13 protein-coding genes are annotated in these 18,251 nt (G+C 48.7%); 7 read left to right on the forward strand and 6 right to left on the reverse strand.

The window, feature by feature from the left end; translation table 11 throughout:
• Nucleotides 1–38 precede the first annotated feature (38 nt).
• The gene (locus tag KW844_RS11830) at nucleotides 39–479 is read right to left on the reverse strand and encodes a hypothetical protein (protein ID WP_218376935.1); all 441 of its coding nucleotides are present in this window, start codon (nucleotides 477–479) and stop codon (nucleotides 39–41) included.
• A gap of 171 nt (nucleotides 480–650) precedes the next feature.
• Between KW844_RS11830 and KW844_RS11835 the strand changes: the two genes are divergently transcribed.
• Nucleotides 651–1,097 (forward strand): hypothetical protein, encoded by a 447-nt coding sequence (locus KW844_RS11835; RefSeq protein ID WP_218376936.1) that lies wholly within the window; start codon nucleotides 651–653, stop codon nucleotides 1,095–1,097.
• A gap of 5 nt (nucleotides 1,098–1,102) precedes the next feature.
• Here KW844_RS11835 and KW844_RS11840 read toward each other — a convergent pair whose 3' ends face one another.
• Nucleotides 1,103–1,792, reverse strand: coding sequence for an outer membrane beta-barrel protein (locus KW844_RS11840; RefSeq protein ID WP_218376937.1), 690 nt, complete (start codon nucleotides 1,790–1,792; stop codon nucleotides 1,103–1,105).
• Nucleotides 1,793–1,885: 93 nt separating this feature from the next.
• Entirely contained in the window at nucleotides 1,886–5,104 is a 3,219-nt protein-coding gene (locus KW844_RS11845; protein ID WP_218376938.1) for an AsmA-like C-terminal region-containing protein, read from the reverse strand.
• A gap of 314 nt (nucleotides 5,105–5,418) precedes the next feature.
• Between KW844_RS11845 and KW844_RS11850 the strand changes: the two genes are divergently transcribed.
• The 5 genes from KW844_RS11850 to KW844_RS11870 all read left to right on the forward strand — a co-directional run bounded on the left by KW844_RS11850 (nucleotide 5,419) and on the right by KW844_RS11870 (nucleotide 12,284).
• Nucleotides 5,419–7,662, forward strand: a complete 2,244-nt coding sequence (locus KW844_RS11850) for a hypothetical protein (RefSeq protein WP_218376939.1) — start codon at nucleotides 5,419–5,421, stop codon at nucleotides 7,660–7,662.
• Nucleotides 7,659–8,084 carry a MauE/DoxX family redox-associated membrane protein gene (locus tag KW844_RS11855; RefSeq protein ID WP_218376940.1) on the forward strand — a complete coding sequence of 142 codons (426 nt, stop codon included), beginning with the start codon at nucleotides 7,659–7,661 and terminating at the stop codon, nucleotides 8,082–8,084. The genes KW844_RS11850 and KW844_RS11855 overlap by 4 nt, the downstream gene beginning before the upstream one ends.
• Before the next feature lie 9 nt (nucleotides 8,085–8,093).
• Complete coding sequence (locus tag KW844_RS11860; protein WP_218376941.1) at nucleotides 8,094–8,597, forward strand: redoxin domain-containing protein; 504 nt, start codon at nucleotides 8,094–8,096, stop codon at nucleotides 8,595–8,597.
• 220 nt (nucleotides 8,598–8,817) lie between these two features.
• On the forward strand, nucleotides 8,818–9,384 hold the full coding sequence (locus tag KW844_RS11865) for an RNA polymerase sigma factor (protein ID WP_218376942.1): 567 nt from the start codon (nucleotides 8,818–8,820) through the stop codon (nucleotides 9,382–9,384).
• 284 nt (nucleotides 9,385–9,668) lie between these two features.
• Complete coding sequence (locus KW844_RS11870) at nucleotides 9,669–12,284, forward strand: glycoside hydrolase family 2 protein (RefSeq protein ID WP_218376943.1); 2,616 nt, start codon at nucleotides 9,669–9,671, stop codon at nucleotides 12,282–12,284.
• Nucleotides 12,285–12,328: 44 nt separating this feature from the next.
• Here KW844_RS11870 and KW844_RS11875 read toward each other — a convergent pair whose 3' ends face one another.
• From KW844_RS11875 to KW844_RS11885, 3 genes are all read right to left on the reverse strand, one after another.
• The gene (locus tag KW844_RS11875) at nucleotides 12,329–13,111 is read right to left on the reverse strand and encodes a hypothetical protein (RefSeq protein WP_218376944.1); all 783 of its coding nucleotides are present in this window, start codon (nucleotides 13,109–13,111) and stop codon (nucleotides 12,329–12,331) included.
• Nucleotides 13,112–13,276: 165 nt separating this feature from the next.
• Nucleotides 13,277–15,205, reverse strand: a complete 1,929-nt coding sequence (locus tag KW844_RS11880; protein ID WP_218376945.1) for a gamma-glutamyltransferase family protein — start codon at nucleotides 15,203–15,205, stop codon at nucleotides 13,277–13,279.
• Between the two features lie 197 nt (nucleotides 15,206–15,402).
• Nucleotides 15,403–15,645, reverse strand: coding sequence for a hypothetical protein (locus KW844_RS11885; RefSeq protein ID WP_218376946.1), 243 nt, complete (start codon nucleotides 15,643–15,645; stop codon nucleotides 15,403–15,405).
• A 221-nt stretch (nucleotides 15,646–15,866) separates the two neighbouring features.
• On the opposite strand from KW844_RS11885, the gene KW844_RS11890 reads away from it, so the two are divergent.
• Entirely contained in the window at nucleotides 15,867–18,113 is a 2,247-nt protein-coding gene (locus KW844_RS11890) for a hypothetical protein (protein ID WP_218376947.1), read from the forward strand.
• Nucleotides 18,114–18,251: the final 138 nt, after the last annotated feature.

Genomic DNA, 18,251 nt, shown 5'->3' on the forward strand with positions numbered 1-18,251 from the left:
GATCACTACCATCGGGGGATTTTTTTATGACTTGCGGACTACACCACAACTTTTGTTTTTGAGAGCGAAGCCACGATTACCCAGGTCAGGCAAAATACCACCAGCGCCAGTATTGCCGGGTCACGCATCACGATGAGGCCAATACTAAAGCCCGACTTAGCAATGCTGAATGGAGTCCAGTACAACAGCACGAGCAGGGCTGTTAAAAGTCCGCTGCGCAGGCCCGTACGCATTACACTGGCCCCGGGGGCTAGTGCAGCACCCGTTCTGGCACCCAGCCACCAGCCGCCAATCAGCAATAATGCATAAAACGTTAGGGCGTAAACGTTAGCCTGCAATGCCACCAACATGGAAATACCCATACTGAAATCATGGGGAAATAATATCTCTATAAAAATTAACTGACCGGCCACTATAATCAGTAAGTGCGATAAAAGGCCCAGCAGTGCGCCTTTGCGATGTGTTGATAAAATGCTCATGGAATAGTTGATTATGCATATTCAAACACCTTAGCTTTAAATTTGAACTAGTGCGCTGTTTATTTAACCGATATTTTAAGGGGTTTCGCCGGTAAAAGTGCCGACTATAACCGATTCGCTGTTTTCCCGGCTAAGGTTTTGGTGCATTTTTGAAGCCTAATCGCTACGGACATGCTATATCTCTTTGCTATTCTGCTGACTAACCTGCATTTGATTTATCATCAGGCCACCTCCAAACTGGACCTGTTTCCGCTCAATAACATCCGCGCCTATACGACGCCGGAAAACCCCGGTGAAGCAGCCATGAGCTTTTTATCAATGGGATTTCCGGTATTGGCATTACTATCCGGCTACCAGGTGCTGGTATTAATTGCCTGCCTGGAACTGGCCATTATATTGATCGGAGAAATTTACACCTGGTGGACGCCGTACTTCTTCGGTCCACGGTTTGCCATGCAAAAGAACTGGTCGGAACTGCACCGCCGCCTGTTCAGTAAAACAATATTCATATTGCCCAACAGAAAAGGCAATCCTGCCCCCAACCTGGAGCACCTGATCCTGCACGGTTTAACATTTGCCAGCCTGATAGCCTGTGTAGCCTGCTATGCAGCCTGGTAAAGTGTTTATTTAAAAAGGTAAGCCACGCTCACCGTAGCCACACGGTTTTTTCCGTAGTTTGTTTGCGTAAGTCCGTAACTGTAATTTAACGCCAGCTGTAAACCAAATTTGAATTCATAGCCTGCGGTAATGTTAGCCCCCGCGTCCAGTTTTTCCACTGTAGGCTTAGCATCCGCCGGGTCAATCGGTGGTGGTACGCCACCAGGAATTACTTCAATAGGCGTAATAGTAATACCACCTTCGCCATCCTGACGAAACACCGCTCCGTCCATTTTTCCTCCCAGGTATTCCGCTGCATAACCGCCAAGGCCAGCAAACAGCTTGCCGCTGCCTGCATTGAACTTATACAGTAGGTTAATTGGCAGCTCAATGTAGTTATGGCGAATACTACCCCTGGTTTCTATTACATAAAAGGTATTGTTGTTGGTAACGCTGTAATGCGTCGAGTTTTTCCCCCCTTTGGAACTGAATACCAGCGAGGGTTGCAGATGCAGATGTTTTCCCAGCTGCCAGTCGGCCGTAACGCCTGCCTGCAACGTATAAAACAGCTGGTTGCTGCTGTTGATAGCGCCCTTACTCACATCAGGCTTACTGAGGGTTGAAAGTCCATCCGCTAACCGGAAGCCCCACCTGATTTGGGCATTGGTGGCCATGGTACAGCAAAATAGCAGGAATGATAAGAATAGTAGTTTCATGGTAACGAAGTATAGGTAGGTAGTAAGATATACTAATCTACCTATACCTGCTGCGGAACTATGGCATTTTTTATATATGCTTATCTAGTGTGGCTACTTCTTCTTTTTACCCAATGAAATATTATATTTCTCAGGTGTGCCGGAAATGCTCAGATTCATAAATCGTCCTTTCTTGTTCTTATCCGCACTCTCAATGGCGTCCACCTGGTCGGCATCTACCTCTTCCTGCTTGCGGCCGAAGAGGGCCTGCCAGCCTACCTGGGTAACCATTTTCATGGGCACCCGTATCTGGTACGACATCTTCGTATCCAGCGACTGCTTACCACTCATTTCAATATAGCCGATAGAGGTATTGATGCTCATATTTGGAATGTCCAGCGTACCGGCGGCAAAGCTCAGTTTATTTCGCAGGGTGTCGAAACGGATCATCCGCAGGTTTTTATCTTTAAAGTAGGTAGCCATGGCCTGCATAGGTGCAAACTCAATCAGCGCTCCGTTATGAATTACGATATCCATGGATGCCCGCGTAGAATCCAGCATAGGCGTCAGGTCCGGATGCAGTTTAATGTAGCTGCGGATACGTCCTGTGAGCCGGCCATCCAGATTTTTGTTCAGGATCATATCCTGCCCGAAGTTGTCGAACTTCAGGAGCATTTTACTGAGGTCCACCGTATCCAGCGTAATGCTGCTGGCAAAGAAGAGGCGTTTGGGATCGGCCACATTCAATACGCCACGCATGCCGATATGCCCTTTGGCCATCAGTACATCGATGGTATCTATTTTCACCTTCTGGTCTTCCTGCATGTGGATGCCGGCCTTCAGATTACGCAGCCAGAGCTTGTGGTAGCGGATCTTACCTACGTCCGCGGTTACATCAAAGTTGCTGAATTTGATTTTGAAGATATTAAAGCCCGACTGGTGAATACTGTCGTTTTCCCGCTTGGTAGTAGTTTTCACGGGCGCATTCACATCTATTTCCGGATGCTCGCTGAAATCATAGTTCATCATCTCATCAATATTGAGATAGGTGGACTTAATCGCGAAAAGGTTATTGCGTTTATTGCCTTTTCTGTCGGGACCAGCATAGAGGTGCAGGTTGATGTCAAAGTCGCTGCTGCCCACCTTTCCGGTCAGCGTATCCACCACCAGGTATTTGTTGGTGCCGTATCTTACGCGGCCTTTGATATTTTCTATTTTGATCGGGTGTTCTTTCAGGGAGCCGGAGATATTGGCGATTTGTGCATCCACGCGTTTAAATGTAGTGTCGTAGCGCATTTTCAGCCGTGCACGCAGCCACAGGTTATTGGCCTGCTCATACCAGTATCCTTTTGGAATAAACTGTCGGCCCCGGGTGCTGATCAGGTCATTGACGGCCAACCGGTCCGATTTAAGATCAAAAGCCAGCTCTGTATGTCCTTTCTTGATTTTGTCGAACCAGAGGTTGTAGTTGGTAAGGCGTCCTTTGAAAGCGATGTTACTGCTGTCGATACCACCGGAGAAATTTTTCACCTGCAGCATGGTATCCGCAATGGTTACATCGGCGGTAAAATCGTGGAAGCTATGCGGATAGCGCTTGAAGCTGGATTTAAATTGTTCTATTTTAAAAGTGCCCTTAGGCAGTGGATTAGGGTGCAGGAGTTCCTGGACACTGGTTTCCAGTGCCACTGCCAGCCGGAAGCCGGTAATCATTTCTTCCCTCAGTTTCTTGTGAGTGGAATCCGCCAGCATGAGTTCCGCCGGCAAAATTTTATTGGAGTTTACCTGGAACGTTACCCGCACAGGTTTACTTTGTTTATGGAAGATGGCAGGGAGATCGCTGAGTGAACCGCTGGCGGCAAGATCACTTTCGCCGATGCGGAAATTGAGCGTGTCGAGTGTGAGGCGGCCCTCTGCTACCTGCGCATGAATATTTACATGTCTTACCGGCAGCGGGTAATTAGGTATGCGGAAAGCCAGGTTGGTAACGGTTAATTCGCTCTGCACACCTTCTTTCAGCTTGGCCAGGCTTTGCTCTGGTATCTGCATGTCGGCCAGCTCGCGGAAGTTCATGTTCAGGCGTATATCACCTTCGATTTGTTCCAGGTCTTTGATACCGAGGAACTCCCCAACAAAGCGGATATTCAGTTCAGAGTAAACCTGCATAATGATATGCGGATCGGTGAAGTCTTTTACCAGGAAGTTACCTTTAAACACCCCTTTGCCCGGTTTGGCTACCATGTCGAGCAGGTGTAGTTCCGAAGTTTTCAGCGAGTGTCCGGTACCGTTAGTATAGTATCCACGGAAGCCGAGGGAGTCCAGCTTTTTGTTTACGCTGGTGTTTTCGAACCACACGTTTTCGCAGCCGAAGTTAACGGTGATGGCAGGCATCTGGGTTTCGCTGAGCGGGCCTTTGATGATGCCATCGAAGAAAATCCGGCCATCGCGGCGGTACTGGGTCATTTTATCAGCCACGTTTTCCGGCACCAGGGCAAAGAGCAGGTTCAGGTCCGGGCGGTCGCCCTTTACCTGGAGGTCTACTACTGGTGTATTTTTCAGGTTAGCATTACCTTTTATATCCAGACTGGCATTTTCCAGTTTGATATTGGCATTTTCCAGTTCCAGGAAGGCCTTGTTCATGTCGTAATCGCCCGCCAGGGATAGTGCCAGGTGTTTGTGCCTGAACAGGGTACTGTCTGTTTTGCCGGTAATATCCAGCAACAGCTTGCCATCCAGTTTCAGGGCCATGTGGTTATTGCGCATGCTGAAACTGGTGGTGATCTTATCCAGCTCGGTGGCTATGTTTATACCACTGCTTACATCATGGTAGGTAACATGGATATTTTTCAGGATAATTTTTTTCAGGTCGAGGGTTAAGTCCTCTTCTGCCGCCGTATCGGCAGGGGTAGGTGCGGCCTTGGGCAGCGTATGTGCTTCCACGATATCAAAGGTACCGTTGGCGGCCCTCCGGACATGCACCCTGGCGGTGTTGACCACGAGGATACGTACTTTGTATTGTTGTTTTAATATGTCGGGGAGACTAAAACCCACAAACAGCTTTTCCACCTCGTACATCGGTGCTTTGTCCATTTTCTTGCTGGCATAAAACTTCACATCGTGCAATACGATGGAGATATATGGAAAATGTGCAAAGGGATTGATACTGCTTTTGCCCAGTACCAGTTCACCTGTAAACTGCTTATTGAGTTCTTTAACAGCCAGTTGGGTCAGCCGCTGTTGTTGGCTATAGAGTATTCCTGCTGCTATGATAATTACCAGTAAAAATGCCCCTAAAGTGATTCCCGCTATTCTTAAAATTTTCTTGCCTTTTTTCATGATATGGCCTTGCTTCCGGCGGTAAAAATATAAAATTTTTGCATGTGTAAGCAGGGTATGCTGCATCCGATAATGTTAAAATTATGTAATAATCCCGGTAATTGGTGGCTGCGTTCCCGTTGCAGACCATGATTTTATATTGCATAACCCTGTTGGGCCTCAAAATACACCGAACATCCTGAAAGGGGATCTTACTGCTGCCGGATTGTATGGCGGGTCCGTGTAAACAGGTAGAGCCGCAATGCTTGCGGCTAGTTGCTTGCCAGTAAAGTGTGTAATCATTATTCGTCATAAGCCTTACCATCTTTATCCCCATGAGTAAAAAAGCAATAATGTCCGACACCGGCCCTATTATGGACCCAAACACATTAGTTCCGGATCACCCTACGGATAGTGCAGCTACCCCCGAGAGCTCCGGGCTCACCCCGGATTACCTGTTTTACAGGCAGCGATTTTTCAAATATCCGTTACAGTTAACTGCCGGGAATTTACAACATACAGATGTGTGGAGAGCTATCCTGTGGCTGCTTTCCTGGCTGAGAGTGTCGATTTTACCTCATCGTAAACCTGCTAACCTGGAAAGTGCCCTTCGCTATAGTGTGGGTAAATACGGATACCGGGAGTTTTACAAAGGTTATGTAAAGAAAATTAGTGGGAGGGATGCTAAAGCGGTGTTGTTGGCCGGGTTGCCGGAAAACAGGCAGCTGATTACCGTGAGTGTGCTGCTGAAAAAATTATCCCTGTTGCATAAAAAAACAGGAGAGTGGAAGCCCCTGCATCTGAAGGATTGCAATATTGCCGTTACAGATACTTCCGTATCTGCGGCCGACCTGGAGATACGGAATGATACCACCACCGGTAACGTATGGGTATCGCTGCATTACTATTCCAATCCGCCGGAGAATGGCTGGCAGCGCCCCGACGAGGACTTCCAGCAACAGGCGGTGCAGGAGCTGGAAAAAATCGGCATCGCCGCAGTGGCCAATGTGCTGGACGTAATGGTGGAACGGCAGGAAATCATAGTGGCGGATCACTTCAACTTTACGCTGGAGCAACTGCAGGATAAAAACTATGATAATGCCTCACTGGCAACTTATGTATTTAAAAATCCTGCCAACAGGTGGTATGTAATAGCCGCCGTTTTGCTGATGGCGGTGCAGTTTACGGTGTTTAAATACCTGTATCCGTTTGCGCAATTTATCAACGGGGACTCCTACGCCTACCTGGATTCTGCATACCGCAACCTCGATACATCCACTTACCCCATTGGCTATCCGAAGTTTTTGCGGCTGTTCAGTATTTTTTCCAAGTCGGATACCTTGCTGGTAACATTGCAGTATTGCTTCCTGATGGCGAGTTTGCTGGCATTGGTTTTCACGTTATTTTATTTCCTGAAGCCGGCAAAGCCAACAAAGATCGTACTGTTCCTTTTTGTGCTCATTAATCCTGTGCTGTTATACCTGAGCAACTATGTATCCAGTGATACTATGTTTCTCGCTTTAAGTCTCACCTGGTTTACCCTGTTGTTCTGGATTATGTACCGGCCTACGCCTAAGCTGGTGTTCTGGCATGGGGTGGTATTGTTTGTAGCCTTTACGATGCGCTACAATGCCCTGTTTTACCCCATGATAGCCTTCTTTGGGTTTATGTTGGCGCGCCGGCGCATCTGGCTGAAAATGGCAGGACTGGTGTTTGCACTGCTGCTGATTGGCTGGTTTGTACAATTTAACAAAAGCAAGTACAAAGCGCTTACCGGTATCAGTCAGTTTAGTCCGTTTACCGGCTGGCAGATGGCCAATAACGCCATGTATGCCTACCGCTATGTGGATAGTGCGCAACGTAAGCCGGTGCCTAAAAAGTTACAGGCCCTGGACCAGCGTATCCGCGAATTTTACGACAGTACCCGGGACACCCGCAGGTTTCCTGCGGAAATGGTAAAGGCCAGTACCGTGTATATGTGGACCCGCACCGCACCACTGCAAACGTACATGCGTGCGCAGTTTAAGAATACAAAAGACAGTACTAACCAACATAAGATGTGGGCCAGTATGGGACCACTGTATAACGAGTACGGCAGGGAGATTATTAAGATGTATCCCATGCAGTTTACAGAGTTTTACCTGTGGCCAAATTTTCTGAAATATTATACACCGCCGGTGGAGTTTTTGGAGAAGTATAACATGGGGGTGGACAGTGTAACGGAGGTGGCTAAAGTCTGGTTTAACTACAAGAGCAGGAAGGTGACTACGCGACTAAAATCGTTCAAGGTGCCTATACTGAATTACTATCCGATTATGGTAGGTGTTTTCAGCGTGCTGTTTTTGTTTGGCTGTATATCCTTGGTGGTGCTGGGGGCGCATAAGAAGCCTATTATGCTGAAAGCTATGCTGCTGGCCTTTGCGCTATGGTCTGTTAACATGGGATTCAGCGTGTTTGCATCACCGATAGCCCTGCGATTCCAATTGTTTCCGATTCTTGTTTCGGCTGCCTTTACCATCCTGGTGATTGGCTATATCGCCGAAGCTGCTTTTGACAATAAACAAAAAGAAACTACATGAAAAAAACCTGGTTTGTAGAAATCGTTGCCTTCCTGATTGCCGCTTTGTTTATTTATACCGGCATCATGAAATTCAGAGAACATGACGTATTCCGTTTTGCGATTGGGAATACGCCGGTTTTAAAACCGATGTCAGCTGCGCTGGCCTGGGGGCTTCCAGCGTTGGAGCTGATTATCGCAGTATTGCTGCTGGTGCCGGCACTGCGTCGTAAAGGGCTGTTGGCCGCTTTTGGTTTAATGATCGCCTTTACCATTTACATCGCGGCTAACCTGATTTTTGCGTCTAAGCTGCCCTGCAATTGTGGTGGCGTATTACAGCAAATGACATGGCCGCAGCACCTGGTGTTTAATATAGTTGTAACCGCTGCTGCCGGACTGGCCCTGGTTTGGGAAAAACAAACCACCAAGAAAGTGGCACTTTAAAAAGGATATATGAAGAGATTATTAACCGTGGTGGCATTGATAGCATTCCTTACCAGCTGCTTCGATGCCCCTCCGCCACCGCCGTTTATTTCCGGCAGGGAAGGGGAGACGCTGCAGCCCTGGTCGTTTCTTAAAACAGACAGTACCTATGGTACCATTGATACGGCCTCCGGTAACCCTGCTATTGTGTTCTATGTTTCCTACACCTGTCCGTACTGCAAGGCAGAGCTGGAAGCATTGCTGAAAAAATCCGACAGCCTGGGTAAAACGCACGTGTATGTGGTCACCAACGCCAAGTTCGACGAGATCAAGGAGTATTCGAAGGAGTTTAAGCTGGATCAATACCAGCAAAACTTCTCCTATGGCATTGATACGGGTTATACCATCCTGAAATACTTCGGTATTCACGGGGTGCCGTTTATTGCCGTTTACAACCATAAACACGTGCTGAAACAGGCTTTCAATGGTGTTACTGAAACCGCAAAGCTCAGGGAAGTGGCTGCCGAAAACTGACAAATGGGTAATTGTTAATCATTACTTTACGAATCCAGATTCACAATTGATTAACAATTTTTTACTTCGCAGTTTGAAAAAATAATTCGATACTTGTATTACCAACACAGTTGGGGACCATTCACCAGAATGTTACTGCGTTGGTAATACATGACCTTGTTTATGACCGGTTTTACCAGAAAGCTAGGAGTTAGGGGTAACCTTATCCAAAACCTCCGCAATGGCAAACCAGTACAAATTATTCAACCAAGCATCGAATGACCACCTGGCAGATTTTTTTCAATGTAACCGGGAAGCTGCCATCAAAGAACTGTACAACGCATATTACAAACAACTAATTACGCTCGCTAATGGGATTCTGCGCGACAAATGTCTGGCAGAAGATGTAGTGCAAAATACTTTTATCACCATCTGGAATAAAAGAGGCAGCCTACCCGTACCCATTAACCTCAAAGGTTACCTTGTGGTATGCGTGAAGCGTAAAGCATATGACGCCATCAGAAAGGAGAAGAAAAGAATGGAGCAACCCATTCCCGATTATGAAGATGAGAGGATGGAAGGTATGCGGCAACGTGGCATAGAGGAAAAGGAAATTTATTCCGGCATCCTCAAAGCAATGAAAAGCATCCCGCCCAAACAACGTAAAGTGTTTGAGCAACGCTATCTGCAGGACCTCTCCAGCAGGGAAATCATGGCAAACAACCACCTGACCGCACAAACCATAAAAAATCATATGCATGTATGCATACGTATTATGCGGAAGAAGTTAAAACACCATTATAGCTGATTTTATATTACTAAAGAGTCTTGTGACCTCGCGTCACTAGAGAGAAGTACACTTCATTCACTTTCGTTCGCGGAACATGAGGTTGTATCAAAAGTAATTTATCTGGCAGTATACTCCCCCGCACTAACACGCGGCACCATTTTACATCAGTAAGCCTGATGGATTGGTAAGGGGGGGTATAACAGAGCATTACTTTTGATACAACCTCTTTTTTTATTATATCCCACAGCGCAGTCCCGATCCACGTGCATTAGAATTCCCTTACGACTCAAAAGCCATTTACTATGCAGATGAAATTATTTATCCTCTCAATTGCCGTTTCCTGCTGTAGCCTGGCCCACACCGCCTGCGCACAGTCCACCTGGAAAGCCGCCGCCATCCCCATTACCACCCGATGGACGGCCGCCGTATCCCCGGAAAATGCATTGCCGGAATATCCCAGGCCACAAATGGTGCGCAGCAACTGGCAAAATCTCAATGGCCTCTGGGATTATACCATCACCGCAAAAGATGCGGCAGCACCCACCGCCTACAAAGGGAAAATATTAGTGCCCTACCCACTGGAATCAGCCCTCTCCGGCGTGAAGAAATCACTCACACCTGAGCAAAAACTATGGTATAGCCGCACTATTAAAAAACCTGCATCAGAAACAGCCTCCCGATACCTCCTTCATTTCGGAGCAGTCGACTGGCAGGCAACCGTATATCTCAACGGCAAAAAAATAGGCAGCCACGAAGGCGGCTACCAGGCCTTTACGATCGATATCACCAGCCAGTTTAAACCTGGTGATAATAAACTGGTGGTGGCGGTTTGGGACCCCTCCGATCAGGGCAACAACCCACGGGGTAAACAAGTGTTGCAGCCCCGCGGAATCATGTACACCTCCAGCAGCGGTATCTGGCAAACAGTATGGCTCGAAGCAGTGCCGGAGAAATATATTGATGACCTGAAAATAACACCGGCACAAAATAGTGTAACCGTTACCGTTAGTGCCAGTCAAAATGAACAATTAACCACAGAATTAGCCGCCCTCGATAATGGCACTCCCGTTGCCACCGCAAAAGGTAATGCCGGAGAGCCCCTGCAACTCCAGATACCCAATGCACATCTGTGGAGTCCCGACGACCCCTTTCTGTACGATCTCTCCATCAGACTCTATCAGAACGGGCAACTGCTCGATTCCGTGACCTCCTACACCGGCATCCGTACCATCTCCATACAAAAAGATGAAAAAGGACAGGAACGTATTTTCCTGAACGGAAAATATACCTATAACCTGGGCGTCCTGGATCAGGGCTTCTGGCCTGACGGACTACATACAGCACCCACCGATGAAGCCCTGCGCTTCGATATCCTCGCCATCAAATCCATGGGATTCAACACCATCCGTAAACATATAAAAATTGAACCCGCCCGCTGGTACTACCACTGCGATAAACTCGGTATGCTCGTGTGGCAGGATATGGTGACCTGTGCAAATGAATCGCCCGCAGCGCGACTCATCTTCGAAAAAGAAAACAAGGAAAACCTGGCGTTGCTGCATAACCATCCAAGCATCGTTTGCTGGGTGCTGTTTAATGAAGGCTGGGGGAAATTTGATCAGCAGCGACTCACAGAATGGATGAAAACTACCGACCCTGGCCGCATTATCAACGGCCACTCCGGCGAAAACTACGACCGGCGCCCGATAGCCAATCCGGGAGAACGCTGGAAATCGAGCGACCTCACCGATATCCACGACTATCCCGGACCAGGCATCGCACCAGCCATGGCCGGAAAAGCCCGCGTGCTGGGCGAATGGGGCGGAGTACAGGTGCGGGTGCTCAACCACCAGTGGAACGGATCGGAAGGCTGGGGATATGTGTCCGTACCACCGGCGCAATTCACCGACAAATATGAATACATGATGAAGCACCTGAAAATTTATGAGGAAGAAGGCCTCAGTGGCTCGATTTACACCGAACCTTTTGATGTGGAAATTGAAGAAAACGGCCTCATGACCTACGACAGAGAAATCATTAAAATCCCCCTGGAAAAAATCCGTGCAATACATAGCCGGATAATTCCTGCTACCTCCGCACCGGCAGCTGATTTCAAGATCAAAGATATGGATACCACCAACCCGGATAACCGCTATGCCGGCCTGTTGGAAAACTATCGCAAAGGGAAAAAAGATTCGCTGTTCCTGAAAGATCTGGCGCTGATGGCGGTGCGACTCAACGACCTCCCCAATGCGCAACTCATCGCCTCGGACTACTATAAATATATGAAACCGCCATTCACCAGGTCAGAGTGGATTTTCATTTTTAACATGACCAGTAGCGTGAAGGATAAAGGTTTTGAGTTTATCCGCCAATACAAGGATGCCGCCAATAAAAACATGGGCGCACGCCAGGCAGATCAGAAACTGATGACCATTATTTACAATGATGAAATCAATCCGGAAATCAGCAGCACCAAAATACCTGACTGGAACAATATGTTTACCCGTACCAAGCAGTACGGGGCCGCAGGGGAGGAGATTTATATGCGGGCGAAAACACTGTACCATTTCAATAACAAGGAGTGGGATCAGTTTGCGCCCTGCGTATCGCAATACATCAGTAAATATGCCGCTTCCTTATCGCCCGAAGAGCTGAACAGGTACGCGATCACGGTGTTTTACCGGTATTCGGATACCAGCTTGCTCATGACGGCTTCTGGCTGGTCGCAGCTGTCTTTGAAACAAGGGGAGCGCTCTTCTTTGTTATTCACCCGCGCTAATCTCCTCTATAAAGCCGGCAGAAAACAGGAAGCAATTACAATACAGGAACGGGCGCTCACCATGGCGCCCGAAGCGGATCGGAAAAATTATGAAACAGTATTGGCAAAAATGAAACGTAATGAGGCTACCTGGTAATTTTTTTTCGGGAGATGTAAATCGTGTGTCGTATCATTCACACGTTAAAACTGAAGGTTGATCCCGGAAAACAGTTGAATAGCAGATTGTCCGGTACCGTAATGCGCTACGGTAAACTGAGGTTCGAGGAACAGGTTAAACACCGTTTTGCCTGCTTTCACCACCTGTCCCACACCTACACCTAAAGGAATATTATAAGCATCTGTTTCCAGGTTAAAGTTCCATAATGCGGTAGAACGCAGGTAGGTACCTTTGCCCAATTGCAGCATCACAAAGGGCTGCATCTGTAAGCTGGATACATTGGAGCGGTCTTCCTGGCCAGCAATGGAAGCCTGGTAAGTAATGAGCGACCCTAACTGCAACACTGGCGATGCAGTACTAAAAATAATGAGCGCACCTCCCAATTGCCATTTCCCTGTACCTGTATAATAATTATTTGCCGTAGGAATGCTTACCTGCGGACCCGCACCAATCAACAGTTTGGAGGTGGGCTTGGAAAAAGTATAGGTTGCAAAAAAGTTGAGGTCACCCAGGCCCGATGCGTACTTTACGCCGGATGCATCTGTGCCGGTGGGCACTGTATTAACAGGCATAGTAAAGCGTGTAAGGATTTTACCATTAGCAAGGGGTACAGCAAAACGGACGAGGAAAGTATTGGCCTTCAGGTCAGCGTTTTCATAAATATTAGGTACATAATAATTCTGGAAGTTCAGCGCTTTGGCATTAGCCAGCGGGTTATTGGCCTTTTGCATTTCTTCTTCGCTGAGCTGCTGGGCAGCCACGTGGGTGGAAACTCCTGTGAGTAACAGGAATAGCAATTTCTTCATACAGTAGTTTTTGGTAAATGAACTGCTATGAAAATTGCTTTTGTTTTGCCAGGGAAAGGATTGTTTCTATTAACAACGATGGGCCATAAAATGTTTTCAGGAGTTTGGGCGGCCCCACCAACGTTTATCCGGGCGTCTACCGTGCCCGGATAAACGTAAAAAATGTTACCAGCCTATACCATAGTCTTCCCCATGGTTGCTGCTACCGCCCCATAAACTATTATGGGCACGATCCAGGAATATCGCATTGATAGGGCCGCTGGTGCGGTCGCCATAGCTCAGGTGGTAGCCCATTTGCTGGAGTTGCTGCCTGGTTTTCTCCGGGGTATTGCTATTGAGTAAAATACTGCCGGGGCGTGGCTGTCTGTCTTTAACAGTGGTGCCACCGAGCGATAACCATAACTGGTTGGTATTGATGTTAGCTGCTTCTGTCGCTTGCTGCACCGTCATCCCGAACTCTGCTACGTTGAGGAAAAACTGCAGGAGGTTTTGATCCTGGGTATCTCCACCCTGTACGCCGAAGCAGAGGAATGGCTTACCATCCTTCAACGCCATGCTGGGTGTAAGGGTTACGCGTGGACGTTTGCCGGGTGCAATTACGTTAAATGGACAGATGGCGGAGTCCAGCACAAAGCTCTGTGCGCGTTGACTCATGCCCACACCAGTTTTGCCGGCAATGCATGCCGGCAGCCAGCCGCCACTTGGCGTGATGCTGACTACCCACCCATCTTTATCCGCTGCTTCTACGCTGGTAGTGCCGCGCCAGAGACGGTCCATGTAGGCGCTGTCAGCATCGTTAGCTGCATATAGCTGCTCTGTTGCCTGCGGCAGCAGAAAAGTAGCATCATGTTTAGGAACGAACCCTCCTGGTTTACGGCCGTTGGTGGTATCCATAAAGGCTGCCCGCTCTTTGAGGAAGTGCAGGTAGGGATTGGTTTTGCCAATGTAAGGGTAAGGATCGCCGGGGCCTGCCTCCGCATTGTTGCGGGAAGGATTGATCTCTTTTGCCCTTGCTTTTGCATAGTCCTTGTTCAGCAATCCCGCGATGGCGGGGTTTTTATTGAACGCAGGATCACCGTAATAAAAATCACGGTCTGCAAAAGTCAGGTTCATCGTTTGGTAAATAGTATGGATATACGAAGGAGAATTATATCCCATCGCTTTCAGGTCAAAATTCTCCAGGATATTCAGGCTTTGCAGTAGCATAGGGCCCTGCGTCCATTCTTGGAGCTTATATACTTCGATACCTTTATAATTTACATGCAGCGGCTCTTCTTCCACCGGTTTCCACCGGGCCAGGTCTTCCATGGTGATGAGGCCGCCCTGTTCCTGGCAGCCGCGCACAAATTCTTTGGCAATGTCGCCTTTGTAAAAGCGGTCATATGCAGCCATGATGGCTTCTTTGCGACTCTTCTTCTTAGCGAGTGCTTCCTGCTCTGCGGCTATCAGTTTCTGAAGGGTGGCGAGCAGGTCCTTCTGCACAAATATTTCGCCTGCCTCCGGTGCTTCGCGGGTAGCGCCAGGGTGGGTGAGGAATACCGCTTTGCTGTAAGGCCACTGGTTGATGTATTTTTTACCGCGCTCCATCTGGTTGGCGGTTTGTGCGTCAATGGGATAGCCGGCGGCCATATCCATGGCGGGCGCCAGCACTTGTTTGAGGCTCATGGTGCCGTAGTTGGCCAGCATATAGCATAATCCACCTACGGTGCCTGGAGTAACCGCTGCCAGCGGTCCGTATTCCGGCGGAAAATCATAGCCTTTGCCTTTGTAAAATTCAGGTGTTGCACCGGTAGGCGCCACGCCCAACGCGTTGATGGCTATTACTTTTCCGGTTTTCGGGTTATAGATGAGGGCCTGCGTTTCTCCTCCCCAGCTCAATACATCCCACATGGTGCAGGTGGCGGCCAGCATAGCGCAGGCAGCATCCACGGCATTCCCGTTTTGTTGAAAGATCATAGCGCCGGCAGTAGCCGCCAGCGGTTTGCCGGTTACAGCCATCCAGTTCTTACCATGCAACGGAGGCTTCTGTGTTTGCTGTGCACTTGCACCAGCGGCAATACCCAACGAAAGGGCGATCGTAATTATCCGCTTCATAAAAGTTTAGAAATTGTCACCGATCAAGGTAAGAAAAAATCGGTTAATAAGATAGCAATGTGAGGAGCGGTTGCTACAGATGGGGTAATAATTGGTTCAGCAGTAGGAATATACCCTGGGGCTGTGCAAAAAGTCATGGAGAATCGATGAAACGACTACCCATACTTTCTGCATAGCCCCGGGAAGATAATATGCTATTATCGGTTGTTCTTAGACGAATCACCAGCGCCAGTGCCATAGCGTGCGCTATCCTCGCCCGGATTAGGTGCGCCCGGAGGCAGCTGCGCTGCCGGCGCAGTATCAGGTGTAAGGCCTGCACCCTCTATGGAGGTGGCGGTAGTGTCATTCGTTTCCTGGTCGCCGGTACGGTTGTTATTACCACAGGCGGTAAAGCCCAGCGCTGCCACAGCAGCCAACAATAAAATCTTGGGAACGCTCATGTCTGGATATTTTAAACGGTTAAAATTTCCAGGAAATACTGAAAAATACATGCCGGTTTATTCGCTGGAATGTAAGCGGATTCTGCATTTGGCGATTCCCATGCTCATAAAGGCAACATTGCAGCCTTCCGTGTTGTTATTAATAGCAATCCACCTGGCCTATTCAAATTCAGCAATTCATCATTCAGCATTCACTTTATTCCACACGCTAAATCAAGGATATGAATAAGCTATTATGCTTAATTGCTGTTTTCGTTTTCATTGCTCCGTTTGTAGTCAGAGCCCAGGACTTTGGCTGGCCGCGACAAGTATCAAAAAATGGTGCCACGCTCGTGTATTACCAGCCGCAGATTGATTCCTGGGATGATTACCGCACCCTCAAGGGGCGTATGGCGTTCTCACTCACGCCCTCTACCGGCAGGCAACAGGTAGGTATCGCCACTTTTACCGCCGGTACGCAGGTAAACAACGATACCCGCACCGCTTACTTCAATGCACTTAACCTGACGGATATACGATTTCCATCGCTGGATGAAAAGGAGGTGCCCGCCATGACCACCCTGTTTAAGGAGCTGATGCCCACCAATCCCCAGCCTATAGCGGTAGACCGGCTGCTGGCCGACCTTAACGGGAAAAAAAATGATGTAAAGGGAGCCGCAGTAAAAAATGATCCGCCGCAAATATTCTACAGCACCCGACCCGCCATTCTGCTGTTAATGCAGGGCGAACCGGTGCTGAGCCCGATTGCAAAAACAGATTTGCAGTTCGTCGTGAATACGAATTGGGACCTGTTCTATGAGAAATCGAAAAAAGAATACTACCTCATGGCAGATAAAGGCTGGTATCTCTCTAAAGATGTAAAAGGGCCTTACACCCTTACCCGCACACTGCCGAAAGATATGAGCAAGCTGCCTGCCGGCGAAAACTTTGATGAAGTAAAGAAGATGGTGCCGCCGCCTGCCACCACGCAACCGGAACAAGTTTTTTTTAGTGACGGCCCTGCGGAAATGATTTTGTTTAACGGCACCCCGGTATATACCCGCATTCCCGGTACGGAACTGCTGTATGGCGCCAATACGGACAATGACTTTTTTGTAGATAACAGTACGAAGCAATACTATGTCCTCCTGTCAGGCCGCTGGTTCAGTGCGTCAAATACTTCCGGACCGTGGACGTATGCAGGCGACAAGCTCCCGGCAGATTTTAAGAAAATTCCCTCCAATAGTCCTAAGTCCCGCGTGCTGGCTTCCGTGCCAGGCACCACCGAAGCTTCCGACGCCGTAATGCTTGCGCAGATACCCACCACTGTTAGTGTCAACAAACAGGAAGCAGCTGCTAAAGTAAGTGTACACTACGATGGCGACCCGCAGTTTAAACCTATCGAAACTACCAAGCTGGAATACGCGGTGAATACACAGGATAAGGTGATTAAAGACGGCGACCTGTATTATCTCTGCTTCCAGGGTATCTGGTTTATGTCCACCAGGCCTACCGGCCCCTGGGAAACCGCCAATGCGGTGCCGCAGGAAATTTACAATATCCCTCCGAGTTCCCCTGTTTATAATGTTACTTATGTAACCCAGGTGGAAACCTCTTCCACCACCGTAGAAAGCAGTTATACCGCGGGCTACTTCGGCATGTTCATCCTCGGAGCAGCCGTAGGCGCTACCATTGCATATGGCACCGGCTGGTGGTACCCGCCTTATTTTTACTGGGGTGCGGGCATGATGTATCCCTGGTATCACCCATGGCCTATGACCTATGGTGGCGGCGCAATATACAACCCATGGACCGGTGGTTTCGCAGTAGGGCGTAGTGTATACGGTCCTTATGCAGCCGCAGGCTCCGCAGCCTGGTATAATCCTGCTACCGGCAGATACGGCCGCGCTGCCAGCGTACAAGGCTGGTATGGCGGGCGTACAGTGGCACACAGCTACAACCCCTGGACAGGTGCTTACGGCGCCACTGCCCAGGGCCACAATGCCTACAGCCAATGGGGAACCTCTGTGGCAGCTAAAAACGGGCATGCTATCCAAACCGGACATGTAACCACTGCTAATGGAACTGTTGCCGGATACCGTACCCGTGGCGGGCAGAGTGGCACTGTGGTGCGTGGCGATAATGGCACCGTTGTCCGCAATCATAACGGTAACGTATATGCAGGGCATGATGGTAATGTGTACCGGAAAAATTCAAATGGCAACTGGTCGCAGTTCAGCAATGGCTCCTGGCAAAATGTAAATACTCCGCACGATAAAAACTTAAGCGGTGCTACCCGTAATAATAACATTTCAGGGGCTACCCATAACCTATCCGGTGAAACGCTTCATGGCCTGGATCAGTCGCACTTTAACCGCCAGCGGGGAAATATGCAAACGCAGCGCTTTCAGAACTGGCAGCGGAGTGGAGGTGGGTTTAATCGCGGTGGTGGCGGATTTCAGCGGGGAGGTGGCAGGTTTAGAAGATAGGTTTTTGCTTGCAACGAGGGAAGCGTCATACGTTAAAAGGTCAGGACCAGCGGTCCTGACCTTTTAACGTTAATGCGGGTAAATCAAAAGTAATCCGAAGGCGCAGCGTATTGTCCAAAAGGACATGCGCTCCATCAG

The organism is Chitinophaga sp. sic0106 (assembly GCF_019219075.1).
Lineage (GTDB): Bacteria > Bacteroidota > Bacteroidia > Chitinophagales > Chitinophagaceae > Chitinophaga.